Consider the following 17,025-nt stretch of genomic DNA (forward strand, 5'->3'; position numbering starts at 1 on the left):
ATGAGGGGGAGCTCTCACCAAGGTTCTGTGCAAGCGGTGTACGCCACCGGCCTATGACGTGAGCGTCCGCGCACCCTGTGACGTGCGCGGACGCGAAGCGGAGCGGGTCCTGCCAGAGCCCTAGCGGAGGTCGGGGAGGACCGGCACGAGGTTGTTCCAGCGGGCGATCTCGCACCCGTCGCCCCGGGTCACGGTGGTGTCCACGGCCCGGCCCTCCCACGTTCCGACGATGCGGGCGGAGGCGTCACCGCCGTAGATCATGGTGCACATCGTGCCCTCGGGCGTCGCCCGGAACAGCTCCTGCCCCGCCCGGGTGGCGCCGACCTCCGAGAGCCGGTCGCAGGCGGCCTGCCGCTCCGGGTGGGTGCCCCCGGTCGGCCCGCAGGTCAGCTCGAACGTCCCGTCGGCCCCGACGATCCCGGAACGCTCCACGGTCACGGTGAGCCGGGTCCGCTCGGCAGGCTTCTCCTGGCCCACACCGCTGCCGCCGTCCAGGAACGAGGGCAGGGGCGGCAGCGGCACGGGCAGCGGCCCGAGGGCGGGCTGGACGGCGGAGAGGGGCCCGGCGGTGGGCAGGGCGGAGGGCACCGGACCGGTGGCGGTCGCGGCGGGCGCGGTGGTGGACAGTGCGGCGAGCGATACGACGGCGGTGAGGGCGAGACGGCGCAGCATGCGGGCTCCTGTATCTCTGCATCACGGGCGAACGCAGACGACCGCGGGCCATCTGGGGCCATCACGGGCCATCGCGGGCGACCGCGGATGCGGCGGATGCGACGGATGACGGACGGTGGGGTGGCGGGCGGCGGGCCGAACCCTCCGACCGCTCCCGGCCGCTCCCGACCGACGGAGGCGGAAGCCCCCACGCCTCTCTAACGCGCCGTCCGCCCGGACGTTGCGCCACCACGCCGAAGTGCTTTGCCCTGGCCCCCGCATGGCTAGTAACGTGAGCGGCGATTGGTGGCACGCCGTTCGACTGTGTCATCATCTGCACGCACCACTCGCGTCCGCGCGAGGTGTGTGGAGGAGGCGTCGCCTAGTCCGGTCTATGGCGCCGCACTGCTAATGCGGTTTGGGTCTTAAAGCCCATCGAGGGTTCAAATCCCTCCGCCTCCGCTCCACCCCGAAGCCCCGTGCCCCTGGCACGGGGCTTCGGCCGTTCCCGGCGCGGGCCGCGGGGCGGAGGGTGGTCAAGGGGGCGGTCGAGAATTGCCCCAGAAGGGTGTTTCCGCAGGTCAGATGCGGTGCGGGCAATGGATTTCGCGTCACGGCGCAGGTCATGTAATGTTGTTCTCGCAACGCCGACCAGGCAGAAAAGCCCGGAACGCCAAGCACTCGTAGCTTAACGGATAGAGCATCTGACTACGGATCAGAAGGTTGCAGGTTCGAATCCTGCCGAGTGCACATCAAGCCAGAGGCCCTCAGGAGAAATCCTGGGGGCCTCTCGCGTTGCCCGTACCGCAGCGAAGTACAGCGACCGTCTCAGCGTCTACACGTGAGTCGTATGGCTGAAGCCGAGGGAGGTCAGCCCTTCGGACAGGCACAGCTTGTCGGAGGGGCCGCCGACCTCGGTCTGGAGCAGTTGGTAGGCGGCGCCGTGGCCTTGACCCCAGTGCATCGCGGCCCTCCACAGGAGCCTGCCCAGCCCTTGGCCTCGGGCCTCGGGCAGGACAGCGAAGTACTGGGGCATGAGCTGGGGGCGTCCGATGGCGTCAGGACGTACGTCCATGGGGCCGATCGCGCCCACGACGTGGTCCTCGATGACCGTGGCGAGGACCGGGCCGCACTGGCCGGCCTGCATCTGGGTGTGGAGGAAGACCAGACCATCGCCCGCCATGGTTTCGGCGAACGGCGCGAACGTCTCCTGCACGGCGGTCGGCCAGTCGGTGACGGGGAGGACCTGGCCGTCAGGGGCGGGGCAGGCGCTGGTGGTGAAGTCCTTCAGTTGGATGCGGGTACCGCGCGGATGTGCCGTCCCGGCGCCGAGGGGGCGTACGACCCTGGCGTTGACCACGTCATGCCGGGCTGCGAGCTTGGCGGCCAGTTCGGTGGCCTCATCGACCACGCTGTCGGGAAACCCGAAGGCGAAAACCTTCACGGCGCCGCGTCCGCGCCGAATCAGGGTGGGGATGAGGGTGCGCTCGCGCTGGTGCACCACGTCCTCGCGGAGGACTCTCTCGTCCTTCTCGCCGCCCCAGCGTCGGTCCTTGTCATAAGGCAGGAAGATCCCGGTGCCGGCCGCTCGCAGGATGTCCTCGAAGATGCCGACGGACAGGGCGTCGGGGTGGACGGGGCCGAGGGTCGGCACGATCGGTGCGGTCAGTTGGGGCTGGAGCCAGTCCCAGCGGAAGAACATGAGCCGCACCCCAGTGGTGGGCCGGGCCGGGTTCAGGCCCCGACGCGAGTGCGTCGGGGCGCGGCGGGCCGAGGTCGGCGGGCTGGGGAGGATGGTCACCGGTACGGGCGGGTTCATGAGGTGGTCTTCTTGTCTCCGTGCTGGCAGTAGCTGTGCAGCGGCGCCTCGGCCTCCTGGTAGTGCTTGGCCAGGGGGCGGCAGACCCGGCAGGTGCCGGACAGGGCACAGCCCTCGCACCCTCCGGTGCGAGGCATGAGGTGGTCGGCGATGGTGCCGAGGCGGGTGAGGCCGTCGATGCCTTCGGCCACGAGGTCGCTCTGGTCGTCGCGGTCCAGGGCGTCAAGGTCGTTCGTACAGTGGCGCGCTCCACCTTGACGCCCTGGACCACACCCGCTCCACGGTGTGTGGGTCGAAGGCGGACGGGATGGGAGCCAGGGTGAGCAGGGGGTTGGGGTGAGTTGTCAGCAACACCAAGCTGGCAGGATGCGGCTATGCCCGAATACACGATCGGCACCCGGAGCGGCAGCGACTGGCCCGCCATACCCGCTGGCGGTCTCTCCAGTTACCTCCTGCCGAAGTCTCTGCAATGCAAGATCGTGGACGACAGCGATGTCCTGGTCTTTCGCGTCGGTAAGGCCACCGTCAGTGCCTCTTGGGAGCTTGCAGGTACCTGGTACGTCGACATCGAAGGTTCCGAGTCGTCCGCCTCGGCGGATCTGATTGCCGCCGAGATCGCACAGCAACTTGGTGATGCGGCTGGAGAGCAGGCCATTCACTACAAGGTCACTGACTGATGGACTTCACCATCATCTTGTCAAGACTGCACGCGACTGCTGACATCAACACCTGACACCAACAAGGGCGGCCACAAGCGGTCGGCATCGAACCTCAGCGGACGGCAAGTCGAGTACGGGAGCGGGTTGGCCGACGTCCGCAGCTCCCCACGGCCGACCTGATAGGGATGAGGTCGAACCTCATGGCTCGGCACAACGCGGGGTGCCGCCCATTGCCGCTCTCCTGAGGGGGCGAGCATGAAGAATCCGCTGAAAGATGGCGGTCTGTTGGACAAGGCAATGCCTTACATAGGTTTGATCACCTCGGTCTATCTCCTGGTTCAGGGACTGCGGTTGTACAGCTCGGGAAGTTCCGCGATGTGGGCGCTTGCCGCCGGGGCCATGTTCTTGGTCGCGAGCATCGACGTATACCGACAGGTGCGACAGCGCCGGGGCCGCATGAGAGCGCGGTACAGCACCGAAGTACCGCAACCACAGCAACCGTCCTCATCCAATGACGCCCCTCCTGGGTCACGAAGCGGCCGGTATGACCGTGACTGACCGATCCGGCTAGAGCCCCGGATCAGAAGGTTGCAGGTTCGAATCCTGCCGAGTGCACATCAGGCCAGAGGCCCTCAGGAGAAATCCTGGGGGCCTCTCGCGTTGCCCGGACGGAGCGGCGAGCGGGCGTTCCGCCCGAACCTCAAGCCGCTCGGGCGACCGCTTCCGCCGGCTGCTGTGTGATGACGCCGTGCCGCCGGGTCGGCAGCCCCAGGGTCGGGTTGGCGACGCCCCAGGCCGCGCCCTTGCAGACCAACTCCTTGTAGAGGGCGGCCGTTCGTCCGGTGAGGGCTGCGGGGCGGGCGCGGTCGTCGGCGGTGACGTACTGGATGAGGCCGTCCCTGCGGCCCAGGGAGATGCACTGGTTGAAGTAGCGCAGCGGGACGGTCGTGGGCTTCGTGCCGGTCAGGCGGGAGGCGATGGAGTCTGCGGCCTGCCAGGCGGTGGGGACGCCCGAGGCGCACGACATGCGCAGTGGCTTGTCGCCCGGGCCCATCACCCGGGCCGCGTCGCCGATGGCGTACACGTCCGGGTGGGAGAGCGAGCGCATGGTGCCGTCGACCTCGATCCGGCCCGTGGTGTCGGTCTTCAGCGCGGTCGCCTGCGCGATCGGGTGGACCGCGAAGCCCGTCGTCCACACGGTCACCGCGGCCGGGATGGTGGAGTCGGCGGTGGTGACGCGGTCGGCCTCGACGGCGGTGACTGCGGTGTGTTCGTGCACGGTGATGCCGAGCCGGTCGACGACCTTCCGCAGGTGCCGGGCGCCCTTGGGGGAGAGCCAGTCGCCGAGCCCGCCGCGGGCGGCGAGGGCCACGTCGAGGTCCGGGCGGGCCTCGGCGATCTCGGTCGCGGCCTCCAGGCCGGTGAGTCCGCCGCCCACGACGACCACGGGCTGCCCGGCGGCCAGGCCGGCCAGGCGCTCGCGGAGCCGGAGCGCGCCGGGGCGGCCGGCGATGTCGTGGGCGTGCTCGGCGGTCCCGGGGACGCCCTGCGTGTTCCAGGCGCTGCCGAGGGCGTACACGAGGGTGTCGTACGGGAGTTCCTCGGTGGACTGCCCGTCCGTGACGGTGACCGTCCTGCGGTCCACGTCGACGGCCGTCACCCTCGCGAGCCGCAGCCGCACCCCCGTACCCGCGAACATCTCGCTGAAGAGGCGGGGCCGGAGCTCCTGGCCGACCGCCAGCTGGTGCATCCTGACCCGCTCGACGAAGTCGGGCTCGGCGTTGACGAGGGTGATGGCGACGTCCTGGCGGCGCAGCCTCCTGGCGAGGCGTCCGGCGGCGATCGCTCCGGAGTATCCGGCTCCGATGACGATGATGCGGTGCTGCGTGACCTGCGTGACCTGCATGTCCTGACTCCTGTCTCGCGCGGTTCCGCCCCTTGAACCGGGCAGCCCGCCGTTTCCTGACAGGTGTGCGATGTGACCTGCACCACAGGGTGGTCAGAAGGCGTGGAACAGGGGCTCTCCGTGGTCGGTGGCGGCCCACCGCCGGTTCGCGCGTTCGAGCTTGTCGGGGTTGGCCTGGTTGCGGAACGCGGCGATGCCGTCGTCGGTGATCTCGACGCACATGACGCCGATGACCCGGCCGTCGACGACCGCCACGACGGCGGGGGCGCCGTTGGCGGTCGTGGAGTAGATCTCGGCCGAGCCGCCCACGAGATCGCGCTTGGCCTTGCTGGGCTTGAACAGGCCCCGCATGAACTTCGCGACCGCCAGGGCCCCCTCGAACGCCTTCGTGCGGGCCGGCACCTTCCCGCCGCCGTCGCCGATCGCGATGGCGTCCGAGGTGAGGAGCCGCACGAGCGGCTCGGTCCGCCCGCTGGTGGCGGCGGCGAGGAACTCCTCGACGATCCGCCGGGCGGCGGCCTCGTCGATCTCCGTACGGGCCTTGCCCTCCGCGATGTGCTTCTTCGCGCGGTGGAAGATCTGCTGGCAGGAGGTCTCGGTGATGTCGAGGATCTCCGCGATCCTCCGGTGCGGGTAGTCGAACGCCTCCCGCAGTACGTACACCACCCGCTCGTTGGGCGTCAGGCGCTCCATGAGGGCGAGCACCGCGTACGAGACCGACTCGCGCTGCTCCGCGGTGTCGGCGGGGCCGAGCATCGGGTCCCCGGCGAGCAGCGGCTCGGGCAGCCACTGGCCCACGTACGACTCGCGCCGGGCGCGGGCCGAGGTGAGCTGGTTGAGGCACAGGTTGGTGAGGACCTTCGTCAGCCAGGCCTCGGGGACCTCGATGTGGTCGACGTCTGCGGCCTGCCACCGCAGGAACGTGTCCTGCACGGCGTCCTCGGCATCGCTCGCCGAGCCGAGCAGGCGGTAGGCGATGGCCTCCAGACGGGGCATGGAGGCCTCGAACCGGTCCACGTGGGTCCTCGTCAGAGCCATGGTCCGGATCCTAACGGCACCCCGGAGCACGGGGACGGGCGACGATCCCGGCCGCTGCCGCCCGCGCCCGCCGCATCAGCGGCCCGTGCCGGGGTAGCCGGAAATGTACGGGGCGTGATGGGCGCTCCCCGTGCGGAGGTTACCGATGGTGTCGCAGAGGCACGGCCAGGTGCAGCGGTGGCAGGACCGGTGGTGGGCGGTGGCGCTGCTGGTGCTGGTGGTGTGGGCCGGTATCCGGCTGGCCTTCGACGGGTGGTCGGGGTGGCCCGGGATCCTGGCCGGCGGGCTCGTCTACGCCGGGTTCATGACGTGGTACATCATGCGCCGCCGACGTCGGGACGCCCGGGCGGTGGGGACCGAGGCCGCGCGCGTGCCGGAGCTGGAGCGGCGCATCGCCAGGAACGGCGAGCTGCCCGAGGACCCGGCCGAACAGGCGGTCATGGTCCGGCTGATCCGCCGCCGGGAGGAGAAGCTGCGCCGCAATCAGTGGTGGGCCTTCCCGCTGCTGGGGCTGATCCTCTTCGGCACCCCGCTGCTCTGGTTCGCCGCCGGGAACGTGGCGGCGGGCGTGTGGGGGCTGGCGTTCGGGGCGGCGTTCCTGGGGTGGATGGCCTGGTTCAACCGGCGCTTCGTCCGCCGTATGGCCGGGATGCGGCAGCGGATCGAAGGTGTTGGAGGGGGTCCGGTCGGCAGCCCGGCCATGGGCTCGACCGGTGGCCCCATCGGCGGCCCTGCCATCGGCCCGGCCGGTGGTGCGGAGGGGTTTCCGCACGGCGCCCGTTAGCCTTCGCGGAGACGTGAGGGCGGGGCCGGTTCATCGGCTCCCGGTGGAGAGAACGGGGTTCGGGTGGCCTTCGGGTGGCGGTGTACCGGGGTCGCGTGGCCGGGGGACGCACCGCAGTTGGGGTGGAGCAAGGGCGCCGAGCGCCGGGTGAGCGTTCTCGCGTACGGGGCCGGGCTCGGGTTCCGGGCGGTGGGGGAGCGGCACTGTGTGGGGGCCCGGGGGAACGTGTGCCCTCTGGGGGCCGTGGTGTCCGTGCGCAGTACCGGGGCCCGGTGCCCGGAGTGTGCGCGGCTGGACCGGGCGCACTCGGTGGCCGCCGACACGCTGCTGGACGACCCGCGTACGTACCGCGTCTATCTCGCCTGGTTCGGGCCCGGCATGGTCAAGGTCGGGATCACCCGGGAGGAGCGGGGCGCCGCCCGGCTGCGGGAGCAGGGGGCCGTGGCGTTCACCTGGCTCGGGCGCGGGCCCCTCATGGCGGCCCGGCGGACCGAGGAGGTGCTGCGGGCCGCCCTCGGGGTGCCGGACCGGATCCCGTACGCCAGGAAGCGGGCCGTACGCGGCCGACTCCCGGGTGAGCAGGAGCGGTCGGCCGAGGTGGTGGAGTTGTACGGGCGGGCCGCCGCGCTTCAAGGGCGTGGTTGGCCCGAGTCGTTGGAGCCCCTGCCTCTTGACGTCGTCGATCATGCGGAAATCTTCGGGCTGGGGCGTTCGGCCGGCGCCACGCGGTCCGTGAGTGAGCTGGTCGACGGGGGCGTTGTGGCGGGGCGGTTGGTGGCTGCCGCCGGGCCCGATCTTCACCTTGCCGTGGGAGGGGGCGGAGACGGGGACGAGGGCGGTAGTGGTGGCGTGGTCGTGCTGGATACGCGGCTGATCACCGGGTGGGAGCTCGCCGCCGTGGACCCGGCAGCGCCGAACGATGTACGTGTCCCCCTCATCGACATCGGGGGCGGCGGCGTGCAGGGTGGGTTGTTCTGACCCTGCCCGATGAGGAGTTGTCCGTGGAAGCCGAGAGCCATGACGTCGTGCGGTTCTGGGAGCGGCTCGGGCTGCCCGGCATCATCGACGTGCACACCCACTTCATGCCCGAGCAGGTCCTGCGCAAGGTGTGGGCCTACTTCGACTCCGCCGGGCCGCTCACCGGTATGGAGTGGCCGATCACCTACCGGTACGAGGAGGAGCAACGGCTGTCCGTGCTCCGGTCGTTCGGGGTCCTCCGTTTCACCTCCATGCTCTACCCGCACAAGCCCGGCATGGCCCGCTGGCTCAACGACTGGGCCGCGGACTTCGCCGCCCGGACGCCCGACTGCCTGCACACCGCGACCCTCTTCCCGGAGGAGGGCGTGGAGTTGTACGTGAAGGAGGCCGTCGAGAACGGGGCGCGGGTCTTCAAGTCGCACCTCCAGGTCGGGGGCTATGACGCGAATGACCCTTTGCTGGAGGGGGCTTGGGGTCTGCTCGCCGAGGCCGGGGTGCCCGTCGTGATGCACTGCGGGTCCGGGCCGGCCCCGGGGAGGTTCACCGGGCCCGGACCCATCGGGCTCCTCCTCGCGCGTCACCCCCGGCTGCGGCTGATCGTCGCGCACATGGGGATGCCGGAGTACGCGGAGTTCCTGGCGCTGGCGGCCGCGTATCCGGAGGTGCGGCTCGACACGACGATGGCGTTCACCGACTTCAGCGAGGGGTTCACGCCGTTCCCGGCCGACCAGCGCGGGCGGCTCGCCGATCTCGGGGACCGGATCCTGCTGGGGACGGACTTCCCGAACATCCCGTATCCGTACGTCCACCAGCTGGAGGCGCTGGAGCGGCTGGGGCTGGGGGACGACTGGTTGCGGGCCGTCTGTCACGGGAACGCGGAGGCGTTGTTCGGGCCCGGTTCCTGAGGGTCCGGCCCGCGCTTTCTCAGGTAATTCACAGGAACGGGTCAGGCTTCTCTCACGGGCGCCTCACAGGGTGGTCCCATGACGACGACGACCGCGCCCCAGGGGCGTACCGAACTGCTCAGGCCGGACCGTACGCCCGTGCGCGTCCTGGTCGTGGACGACGAGGCTCCGCTCGCCGAGCTGCTCTCGATGGCACTGCGGTACGAGGGCTGGGAGGTGCGCAGCGCCGGTGACGGGGCCGGGGCCGTGCGCGCCGCCCGGGACTTCCGCCCGGACGCCGTGGTCCTTGACGTGATGCTGCCGGACATGGACGGGCTCGCCGTGCTGGGCCGGATCCGGCGCGAGTACTCCGATGTGCCCGTCCTCTTCCTGACCGCCCGGGACGCCGTGGAGGACCGGATCGCCGGGCTCACGGCGGGCGGCGACGACTACGTGACCAAGCCGTTCAGTCTGGAGGAGGTCGTGGCCCGGCTGCGCGGGCTGATCCGCCGCTCGGGCACGGCGCTCGCGGCCGAGCGGAGCCAGTCGACGCTCACCGTCGGCGACCTGGTGCTCGACGAGGACAGCCACGAGGTGAGCCGGGGCGGGGACGCGATCCACCTGACCGCAACGGAGTTCGAGCTGCTGCGGTTCCTGATGCGCAACCCGCGCCGGGTGCTCAGCAAGGCGCAGATCCTGGACCGGGTCTGGAACTACGACTTCGGCGGCCAGGCCAACGTGGTCGAGCTCTACATCTCCTACCTCCGCAAGAAGATCGACGCCGGACGGACGCCGATGATCCACACCCGGCGCGGGGCGGGGTATCTGATCAAGCCCGGTGAGTAGGCGAACAGGGGTGGGCGTGCTGCGGCGGCCCTGGACCCTGCGGACCCGGCTCGTCGTGGCCGCCGTCTCCCTCATCGCCGTCGTCTCGGCCGCCATCGGGTCCGTCACCGCCATCGCCTTCCACAGCTACATGTACGACAAGCTGGACGACCAGCTGCACTCCATCGCCGTACGCGCGGAGCGGCCGCCCGGCCCCCAGCCGGTGCCCGACGCCCTGCGCGAGGCCGGCCGGCTCGGCTTCGTCGGCGGGGGCGGGCAGCCGCTGGGCACGTTCGGGGCGCTCGTCGGGGACGACGGGGACGTCACCGCTTCGAAGGTCGTCGAGGACAGCGGGCTGCGCTCCCAGGAGAGCGCGGAGCCCCTGACCGGGCAGCAGCGGCGCGCACTGGAGGCCGAGGCCCCCGAGACCGGCGAGGGGACCCGGAGCGTCGAACTGCCCGGCCTCGGCGGCTACCGGGTGGAGGCCGCCACCACCGCCGAGGGCCGGACCGTCCTCGTCGGGATTCCCACCGCCGAGGTGAGCGGGGCGCTGAACACCCTGATCCTCGTCGAGGTCTGCGTCACCGCCGCCGGGCTCATCGCCGCCTCCCTCGCGGGCACCGTCCTCGTCGGCGTCGCCATGCGCCCGCTGCGCCGGGTCGCCGCCACCGCCACCCGGGTCGCCGAACTCCCCCTGCACAGCGGTGAGGTGGCGCTCCTGGAGCGCGTTCCGGACGCCGAGGCCGATCCCCGTACCGAGGTCGGGCAGGTCGGGGCGGCGCTCAACCGGATGCTGGGGCACGTCGGTTCGGCGCTGGCGGTCCGTCAGGAGAGCGAGACGCGGGTACGGCAGTTCGTCGCCGACGCCAGCCATGAGCTGCGCACCCCGCTGGCCTCGATCCGCGGGTACGCCGAGCTGACCCGGCGCGTGACCGGCCGGGAGCCGTCGGACTCCGGCTCCGTCACCCGGCACGCACTGGGGCGGATCGAGTCGGAGGCGGACCGGATGACGGGTCTGGTGGAGGATCTGCTGCTGCTGGCCCGGCTCGATGCCGGACGCCCGCTCTCGTACGAGAGCACTGATCTGCTGCCGTTGGTCGTGGACGCGGTCAGCGACGCCCGGGTGGCGGACGCCGCCGCCGAGGCCGACGCCCTCCACCACTGGCGGCTCGATCTGCCCGACGAGCCCGCCGGGCCCGTGACCGTACGCGCCGATCCCGCCCGGCTCCAGCAGGTGCTGGTCAACCTGCTGGCCAACGCCCGCACCCACACCCCGCCGGGGACCACGGTGACGGTGTCCGTACGGCCGTCGGAACGCGCCGATGAGCCGGTCACCCTGGAGGTGCGGGACGACGGCCCGGGCATCCCCGCTGAGCTGCTGCCGCACGTCTTCGAGCGGTTCGCGCGCGGGGACGCCTCCCGCTCGCGCGGGGACGCCACGGACAAGGCCACGGGGACCACCACCGGCTCCACCGGCCTCGGTCTCGCCATCGTGCAGGCCGTCGTCTCCGCGCACGGCGGGCGCGTACGGGTGGACTCCGCGCCGGGCCGGACGGTCTTCGTGGTCGAACTGCCCGCCGAAGCCGGCCCGTACGAGCACTCACAGAGCACGGACACGGACACGGACTCACAGAGCACGGCCACGGACACGGGCACGGACCCACAGAGCACGGCCACGGACACGGGCACGGGCACGGACTCACAGAGCACGGGCACGGACTCACAGGGCAGGGACAGGCTCACCACACCGGTGTGACAGCGCGGGCGGCGAGCGTCGGTGCATGACCACCGACAGCCTCCGGAGCGGCCCCGGCGCCAACGGCCGCACCAGCAGAGACCGCGCCCGTCTGCCGGTCAGGGCGCACCTCCCGGCCTGCGGGGCGGCCGCCGCCTCCGGCGTCCCCGTGCTCGATGTCGTCGTCCCCGTGTACAACGAGGAGAAGGACCTCCGCCCCTGCGTCCTGCGCCTCCACGACCACCTCTCCCGCACCTTCCCGTACGCCTTCCGCATCACCGTCGCGGACAACGCGTCCACCGATTCCACCCCCGCCGTCGCTGCCGCGCTCGCGGCGGAGCTGCGCGGGGTGCGGTACGTGCGGCTGGAGGAGAAGGGGCGCGGGCGGGCGCTGCGTACCGTCTGGTCGGAGTCCGACGCCCCGGTCCTCGCCTACATGGACGTCGACCTCTCCACCGACCTCAACGCCCTGCTCCCGCTGGTCGCCCCGCTGATCTCCGGCCACTCCGACCTGGCCATCGGCTCGCGGCTCGCACGGAGTGCGCGGGTGGTGCGCGGGTCGAAGCGGGAGTTCATCTCGCGCGCCTACAACCTCATCCTGCGCTCCTCCCTCGCCGCCGGATTCAGCGACGCCCAGTGCGGGTTCAAGGCGGTCCGCAGCGAGGTGGCCGAGCGGCTGCTGCCGATGGTGGAGGACAGCGGCTGGTTCTTCGACACCGAGCTGCTGGTCCTCGCCGAGCGGGCCGGGCTGCGCATCCACGAGGTGCCCGTCGACTGGATCGACGACCCCGACTCGACCGTCCACATCGTGCGGACGGCGGCCGAGGACCTGAAAGGCGTGTGGCGGGTGGGGCGGGCGCTCGCCGTGGGCGCGCTGCCGCTGGACCGGCTGGCACGGCCCTTCGGCGACGACCCGCGCGACCGGGCGCTGACCGGGGTGGAGCGCGGACTGGCCCGGCAGCTCGTCGGGTTCTGTGTCGTGGGTGTGCTCTCCACCCTCTTCTACCTGGCCCTCTACTCCCTCTTCCGGCTCGGTGTCGGCCCGCAGCTCGCCAACGGCGGCGCGCTCCTCGTCTCCGCCGTCGCCAACACCGCAGCGAACCGGAGGCTCACCTTCGGCGTACGCGGCCGGGACGGAGCCGTCCGCCATCAGGCCCAGGGCCTCGTCGTCTTCGCGATCGGCCTCGCCCTGACCAGCGGCTCCCTCGCGGCGCTCGGCGCGGCCACCGGCTCGCCCTCGCACTCCACCGAGCTGGCCGTCCTGATCACCGCCAACCTCGCCGCCACCGTGCTGCGCTTCCTGCTCCTGCGCGCCTGGGTCTTCCCGGCCCGCGCCTGCCCCGAACCCGAACCCGATTCCGATTCCGATTCCGAGGACGTCCGATGACCACGACGACCGTCGCACCCCCGATCCCGGTGCCCGCGCCGCCCGAACGCGCCGGCGGCCCCCGCTGGGCCCGCCCCGCGCTGTACGGGCTCCTCCTGGCCGTCGCGCTCGCCTACTTCTACAACCTCAGCGCCTCCGGTTACGCCAACTCCTTCTACTCCGCCGCCGTCCAGGCCGGCAGCCAGAGCTGGAAGGCGCTCTTCTTCGGTTCGCTGGACTCCGCGAACGCCATCACCGTCGACAAGCCGCCCGCCGCCCTCTGGCCGATGGCCCTGTCGGTGCGGCTCTTCGGGCTCAACTCCTGGGCGATCCTGGCCCCTCAGGTCCTGATGGGCGTCGCCACGGCGGCCGTGCTCAACACCGCCGTACGCCGTCGCTTCGGGCCGGTCGCCGGGCTGATCGCGGTGGGCGTGTTCGCGCTGACGCCCGTCGCCGCGCTGATGTTCCGCTTCAACAACCCGGACGCGCTGCTCGCCCTGCTGATGACCGTCACCGTGTGGTGCGTGCTGCGGGCGCTGGAGCAGGGGCGGACGAAGTGGCTGCTGTGGGCGGGGGCCGCGGTCGGGTTCGCGTTCCTGACGAAGACCCTCCAGGCGTTCCTGATCCTGCCGCCGCTGGCCGTGCTGTACGCGGTGTGCGCCTCCGTTCCCGTACGGAAACGGCTCGGCCAACTCGCCCTGTCCGCCCTGACGATGGTCGTCGCCGGTGGCTGGTGGGTGGCGATCGTGGAGCTGATGCCCGCTTCCTCGCGGCCGTACGTCGGTGGCTCGCAGAACAACTCGTTCCTGGAGCTCACCTTCGGCTACAACGGCCTTGGCCGCCTCAATGGCGAGGAGACCGGAAGCGTCGGGGGCGGGGGCGGGGGTGGTGGCCGCGGTGGCGGCGGCTGGGGCGAGACCGGCATCGGGCGGATGTTCAACTCCGAGGTCGGCGGCCAGATCGCCTGGCTGCTGCCCGCCGCGCTGATCCTGCTGGTGGCCGGTCTCTGGCTGACCCGGAAGGCCGGGCGGACCGACTCCGCGCGGGCCGCGTTCCTCGCCTGGGGCGGGGCGCTGGTCATGACGGCCGCGGTGTTCAGCTTCATGGCCGGGATCTTCCACCAGTACTACACGGTGGCCCTCGCCCCGTACATCGCGGCGCTCGTCGCCATGGGGGTGGCGGTGCTGTGGGAGGAGCGGAGCGCCTGGTGGCCGAGGGCGGTGCTCGCGGGCACGGTCGTCGTGACGGTGGTCTGGGCGTACGTCCTGCTGGGCCGCACCCCGGAGTACCTGCCGTGGCTGCGGTGGGCGGTTCTGGTGGGCGGGGTGGTGGGGGCGCTCGGGCTGCTGGTCGTGGGGCGGTTCGGCGGCCGGGGTCTGGCCCTCGCGGTGGTGGGGCTCAGCTTCGCCGCCTCGCTCGCGGCGCCGACGGCGTACACGCTGAGCACCCTGAACTCCGGGCACCAGGGGTCGATCGTGACCGCCGGTCCTGCGGGCGGGGGCGGTATGGGCGGACCGGGGGGCGGTGGCCGGGGCGGTCCCGGTGGTTTCGGCGGCGGTGGCGATGACGGGCGCGGGCAGCGGGCGGGGATGCAGCCGCCTGGCGGGCAGGGGCAGTTCCGGGGGCAGGGGCAGTCCCCAGGCCAGGGTCAGGGCCAGGGTGGTCAGCAAGGCAACGCGCCCGGTGGTGTGCCCACCGCGCCCGGCGGAACGACCCCCGGCGGAACCGCTCCCGGCGCTGCCGGTGAGGGCGGGGCGTTCGGCGGCGGCGGAGGCGGCGGTATGGGCGGGCTGCTCAACGGCGCGTCCGTCTCCACCGAGGCGAAGGCGCTCCTGGAGAAGGACGCCGACGCCTACACCTGGGCCGCCGCAGCCGTCGGCGCGCAGAACGCGGCCAGCTACCAGCTCGCCACCGGCGAACCGGTGATGGCCATCGGCGGGTTCAACGGCAGCGACCCGTCACCGACGCTCGCCCAGTTCAAGAAGTACGTGGCGGAAGGGAAGATCCACTACTTCGTCTCGGGCGGAACGGGCGGAGGAACGGGCGGCGGAGGCATGGGAGGCGGAGGCATGGGAGGCGGCGGCAACGGGACCTCGTCCCAGATCTCCTCCTGGGTGACGGAGAACTTCACCGAGGTCACCGTCGGCAGCGCCACCTTCTACGACCTGACGCAGCCGGCCGGCTGAGGACGGGAGCGTACGCGGTCGGGACCGGGTCAGAACCCGGCCGCGTACGTCCAGAAGTCCCGCATCATGCTGGGCGCCACCGGTCCGCCCAGTTCCTTCTGCGTGAGCAGGACGGCGACCGTGCCCGTGGCCGGGATGATGTGGGCCGTGGTGCCGGTGCCGCCGATCCAGCCGTACCGGCCGAGTACGTTCCAGGGGGCGGTGATCTCGACGTCCACCGAGCCGCCGAACCCCCAGCCCTGGCCCTCCGTGAACAGGCCGCTCGCCGCGCGCTGGTCCGGGGTCAGCTGGTCGGTGATCATCTGCCGGACCGACTCGCCGGCCAGTACCCGCCGTCCGTCGTCCGCCAGGCCTTCGGCGAGCAGCATCCGGCCGAAGGCGTACCAGTCGTCGACGGTCGAGACCAGGCCGCCGGCGCCGGACGGGAAGTCGGGCGGGCTGCTCCACTGCCCGTCCGGGGCGTCGACCAGCTCCCAGCCGCCGCCCTCCCCCGCCCGGTAGTAGCCGGTGAACCGGTCCAGGGCGCCGGGCGCCACGGAGAACCCGGTGTCCGTCATCCCGAGGGGCTCGAACAGCCGTTCCGCCAGGTACTCGGGCAGCGGACGGTCGGTGACCCGGGCGATCAGGACCCCGAGGATGTCGGAGCACGTGTTGTAGAGCCAGCCGTCGCCCGGCTGGTGGAGCAGCGGGATCCGGGAGAGCGCGGCCATCCAGGCGTCCGGCCCGGGCACGGCCTGCGGCTGCGGCGGGCCCTGTTTCAGCTCGGCGAACAGCGGGGCGACGGCCGGGAGCGAGAAGTCGGACGGGAAGCCGTATCCGGCCCGGAAGGTCAGCAGGTCCAGGAGGGTGATCGGGCGGACCGCCGGCACCACGTCGTCGACCGGGCTCTGCGGGGTCCGGACGACCAACGGCGAGGACAGCTCGGGCAGCCACGCGGCGACCGGGTCGGCGGGGGCGATCAGGCCGTCCTCGACCAGGGTCATGGCGGCCGCTGCGACGACCGGCTTGGTGATCGAGGCGATACGGAAGGCCGAGTCCCGCCGCATGGGCGCCGCCCCGGCGAGCGTGGCCGGGCCGGCCGCCGCCACCTCCACCCGATCGCCCCGGGCGACCAGCGCCACAGCGCCCGGCACCGGTCCCCCGGCGATGTGGGAGTCCAGCAGTTCCTGCAGTCCGTGCGGGGTACTGGTGCTCATGATCGGCCTCTCTGCGGTACCGCTACCGCGTGCTCTGTCGTGAGTCCGCCCTCTCAGGGTGCGGCACATAAGAGACTCCGGAACCTCCCCTGCCTCATCGCCCCCGCAGCACCAGGTCCGCCACGACCGCCCGGTGGTCCGAGGCGACGCTCTCCGGCACCCAAGCGCGCCGCACCTGGGCCGTCTTGGACATCACCACGTAGTCGATGCGCTTGACCGGGTCCTGCGCAGGGAAGGTCGGCGCCTCCGGACCGGCGTCCGTCAGCTCCGCCCACAGCGGGGCCAGCTCGGGGGCGCCGGGCTCCGCGTTGAAGTCGCCGAGCAGGACCTTCGGGCCCCGGTCCTCGGCCATGATCCGCCGGGTGTCGGCGACCTGGGCGACGCGTACGGCGGGGTCCGGGCGGTAGTCGAGGTGGGTCACGTAGACGTGTACGGGCTGCCCCTTCACCCGTACGACGACCTCGCCGAACCCCGGGGCGGGGGCGGGGGCCGGGTTCGGGTCCTGGGTCGATAGCCGGGTGATCTCGTGGTTCTCGGCGCTCAGGATCCGGTACCGGGACAGCACCGCCACCCCGTACTCCGCCCGTGGCCCGCCCGGTTCGGCCGGGTCCAGGCTGTAGATCGGGGCGAAGAACACGTACATGCCCAGCCGCTCGGCCAGCTCGCCCGCGAGATCCCGCCACTCACTGCGGGCACCCCAGTGCCGGTCGACCTCCTGGACGCCGATCACATCCGCCTTGATCGAGCGCAGTTCCGCTGTCTGGCGGTCGAGGTCGAAGACGTTGTCCGCGCCGGCCCCGGCGTGGACGTTGTACGTGACGACCCGCAGCGGCACGGGGGGCCGGGAGGCCGCGGCAGCGGGCGGTCCGAGTAACGCGCCCAACAGGGCGGTGGTGAGAAGAAGTTGCGGGAGACGGAGACGGAGACGGAGACGGATGGGGTGACGGCGACGCAGTGACATGGCTCTCCAGACGACGACGGACACGACGGACGCGACA

14 protein-coding genes, 2 tRNA genes and 1 pseudogene are annotated in these 17,025 nt (G+C 71.9%); 10 read left to right on the forward strand and 7 right to left on the reverse strand.

The window, feature by feature from the left end; all coding sequences use genetic code 11:
* Positions 1 to 120 precede the first annotated feature (120 nt).
* Positions 121 to 672, reverse strand: coding sequence for an SSI family serine proteinase inhibitor (locus tag IE264_RS08135; RefSeq protein ID WP_032760909.1), 552 nt, complete (start codon positions 670 to 672; stop codon positions 121 to 123).
* 350 nt (positions 673 to 1,022) lie between these two features.
* Here IE264_RS08135 and IE264_RS08140 point away from each other — a divergent pair.
* A tRNA-Ser gene (locus IE264_RS08140) sits at positions 1,023 to 1,113 on the forward strand.
* A 215-nt stretch (positions 1,114 to 1,328) separates the two neighbouring features.
* Positions 1,329 to 1,401: transfer RNA gene (locus IE264_RS08145), tRNA-Arg, on the forward strand.
* Positions 1,402 to 1,486: 85 nt separating this feature from the next.
* Here the strand turns inward: IE264_RS08145 and IE264_RS08150 are convergent.
* Together IE264_RS08150 and IE264_RS08155 are read right to left on the reverse strand one after the other, a co-directional pair.
* On the reverse strand, positions 1,487 to 2,353 hold the full coding sequence (locus IE264_RS08150) for a GNAT family N-acetyltransferase (RefSeq protein WP_032760289.1): 867 nt from the start codon (positions 2,351 to 2,353) through the stop codon (positions 1,487 to 1,489).
* A gap of 113 nt (positions 2,354 to 2,466) precedes the next feature.
* A pseudogene (locus tag IE264_RS08155) lies at positions 2,467 to 2,754 on the reverse strand (radical SAM protein); the annotation flags it as partial.
* Positions 2,755 to 2,844: 90 nt separating this feature from the next.
* On the opposite strand from IE264_RS08155, the gene IE264_RS08160 reads away from it, so the two are divergent.
* Positions 2,845 to 3,147, forward strand: coding sequence for a hypothetical protein (locus IE264_RS08160; RefSeq protein ID WP_032760237.1), 303 nt, complete (start codon positions 2,845 to 2,847; stop codon positions 3,145 to 3,147).
* A 682-nt stretch (positions 3,148 to 3,829) separates the two neighbouring features.
* Here the strand turns inward: IE264_RS08160 and IE264_RS08165 are convergent.
* Both IE264_RS08165 and sigJ read right to left on the reverse strand, forming a co-directional pair.
* Entirely contained in the window at positions 3,830 to 5,035 is a 1,206-nt protein-coding gene (locus IE264_RS08165; RefSeq protein ID WP_032760236.1) for an NAD(P)/FAD-dependent oxidoreductase, read from the reverse strand.
* 93 nt (positions 5,036 to 5,128) lie between these two features.
* Positions 5,129 to 6,073 (reverse strand): RNA polymerase sigma factor SigJ, encoded by a 945-nt coding sequence (sigJ, locus tag IE264_RS08170; protein ID WP_032760235.1) that lies wholly within the window; start codon positions 6,071 to 6,073, stop codon positions 5,129 to 5,131.
* A 145-nt stretch (positions 6,074 to 6,218) separates the two neighbouring features.
* On the opposite strand from sigJ, the gene IE264_RS08175 reads away from it, so the two are divergent.
* The 7 genes from IE264_RS08175 to IE264_RS08205 all read left to right on the forward strand — a co-directional run bounded on the left by IE264_RS08175 (position 6,219) and on the right by IE264_RS08205 (position 14,831).
* Entirely contained in the window at positions 6,219 to 6,857 is a 639-nt protein-coding gene (locus IE264_RS08175; RefSeq protein ID WP_032760234.1) for a hypothetical protein, read from the forward strand.
* A gap of 63 nt (positions 6,858 to 6,920) precedes the next feature.
* Positions 6,921 to 7,835 (forward strand): DUF2797 domain-containing protein, encoded by a 915-nt coding sequence (locus IE264_RS08180; protein WP_032760233.1) that lies wholly within the window; start codon positions 6,921 to 6,923, stop codon positions 7,833 to 7,835.
* 23 nt (positions 7,836 to 7,858) lie between these two features.
* Positions 7,859 to 8,740 (forward strand): amidohydrolase family protein, encoded by an 882-nt coding sequence (locus IE264_RS08185; RefSeq protein WP_051822044.1) that lies wholly within the window; start codon positions 7,859 to 7,861, stop codon positions 8,738 to 8,740.
* A gap of 78 nt (positions 8,741 to 8,818) precedes the next feature.
* Positions 8,819 to 9,565, forward strand: coding sequence for a response regulator transcription factor (locus IE264_RS08190; RefSeq protein WP_031122622.1), 747 nt, complete (start codon positions 8,819 to 8,821; stop codon positions 9,563 to 9,565).
* A 16-nt stretch (positions 9,566 to 9,581) separates the two neighbouring features.
* Positions 9,582 to 11,300: a sensor histidine kinase gene (locus IE264_RS08195; protein ID WP_229887467.1), complete on the forward strand. Its 1,719-nt coding sequence runs from the start codon at positions 9,582 to 9,584 to the stop codon at positions 11,298 to 11,300.
* 25 nt (positions 11,301 to 11,325) lie between these two features.
* On the forward strand, positions 11,326 to 12,666 hold the full coding sequence (locus tag IE264_RS08200; protein ID WP_190167601.1) for a bifunctional glycosyltransferase family 2/GtrA family protein: 1,341 nt from the start codon (positions 11,326 to 11,328) through the stop codon (positions 12,664 to 12,666).
* Complete coding sequence (locus IE264_RS08205) at positions 12,663 to 14,831, forward strand: glycosyltransferase family 39 protein (RefSeq protein ID WP_032760232.1); 2,169 nt, start codon at positions 12,663 to 12,665, stop codon at positions 14,829 to 14,831. The genes IE264_RS08200 and IE264_RS08205 overlap by 4 nt, the downstream gene beginning before the upstream one ends.
* Before the next feature lie 29 nt (positions 14,832 to 14,860).
* On the opposite strand, the gene IE264_RS08210 is transcribed toward IE264_RS08205, so the two are convergent.
* Positions 14,861 to 16,027 carry a serine hydrolase domain-containing protein gene (locus IE264_RS08210; protein ID WP_032760231.1) on the reverse strand — a complete coding sequence of 389 codons (1,167 nt, stop codon included), beginning with the start codon at positions 16,025 to 16,027 and terminating at the stop codon, positions 14,861 to 14,863.
* A 94-nt stretch (positions 16,028 to 16,121) separates the two neighbouring features.
* On the reverse strand, positions 16,122 to 16,988 hold the full coding sequence (locus IE264_RS08215; protein WP_032760230.1) for an endonuclease/exonuclease/phosphatase family protein: 867 nt from the start codon (positions 16,986 to 16,988) through the stop codon (positions 16,122 to 16,124).
* Between the last annotated feature and the right edge of the window lie 37 nt (positions 16,989 to 17,025).

The sequence above is a fragment of the Streptomyces microflavus genome, assembly GCF_014650075.1.
Taxonomy (GTDB): Bacteria; Actinomycetota; Actinomycetes; order Streptomycetales; family Streptomycetaceae; genus Streptomyces; species Streptomyces microflavus.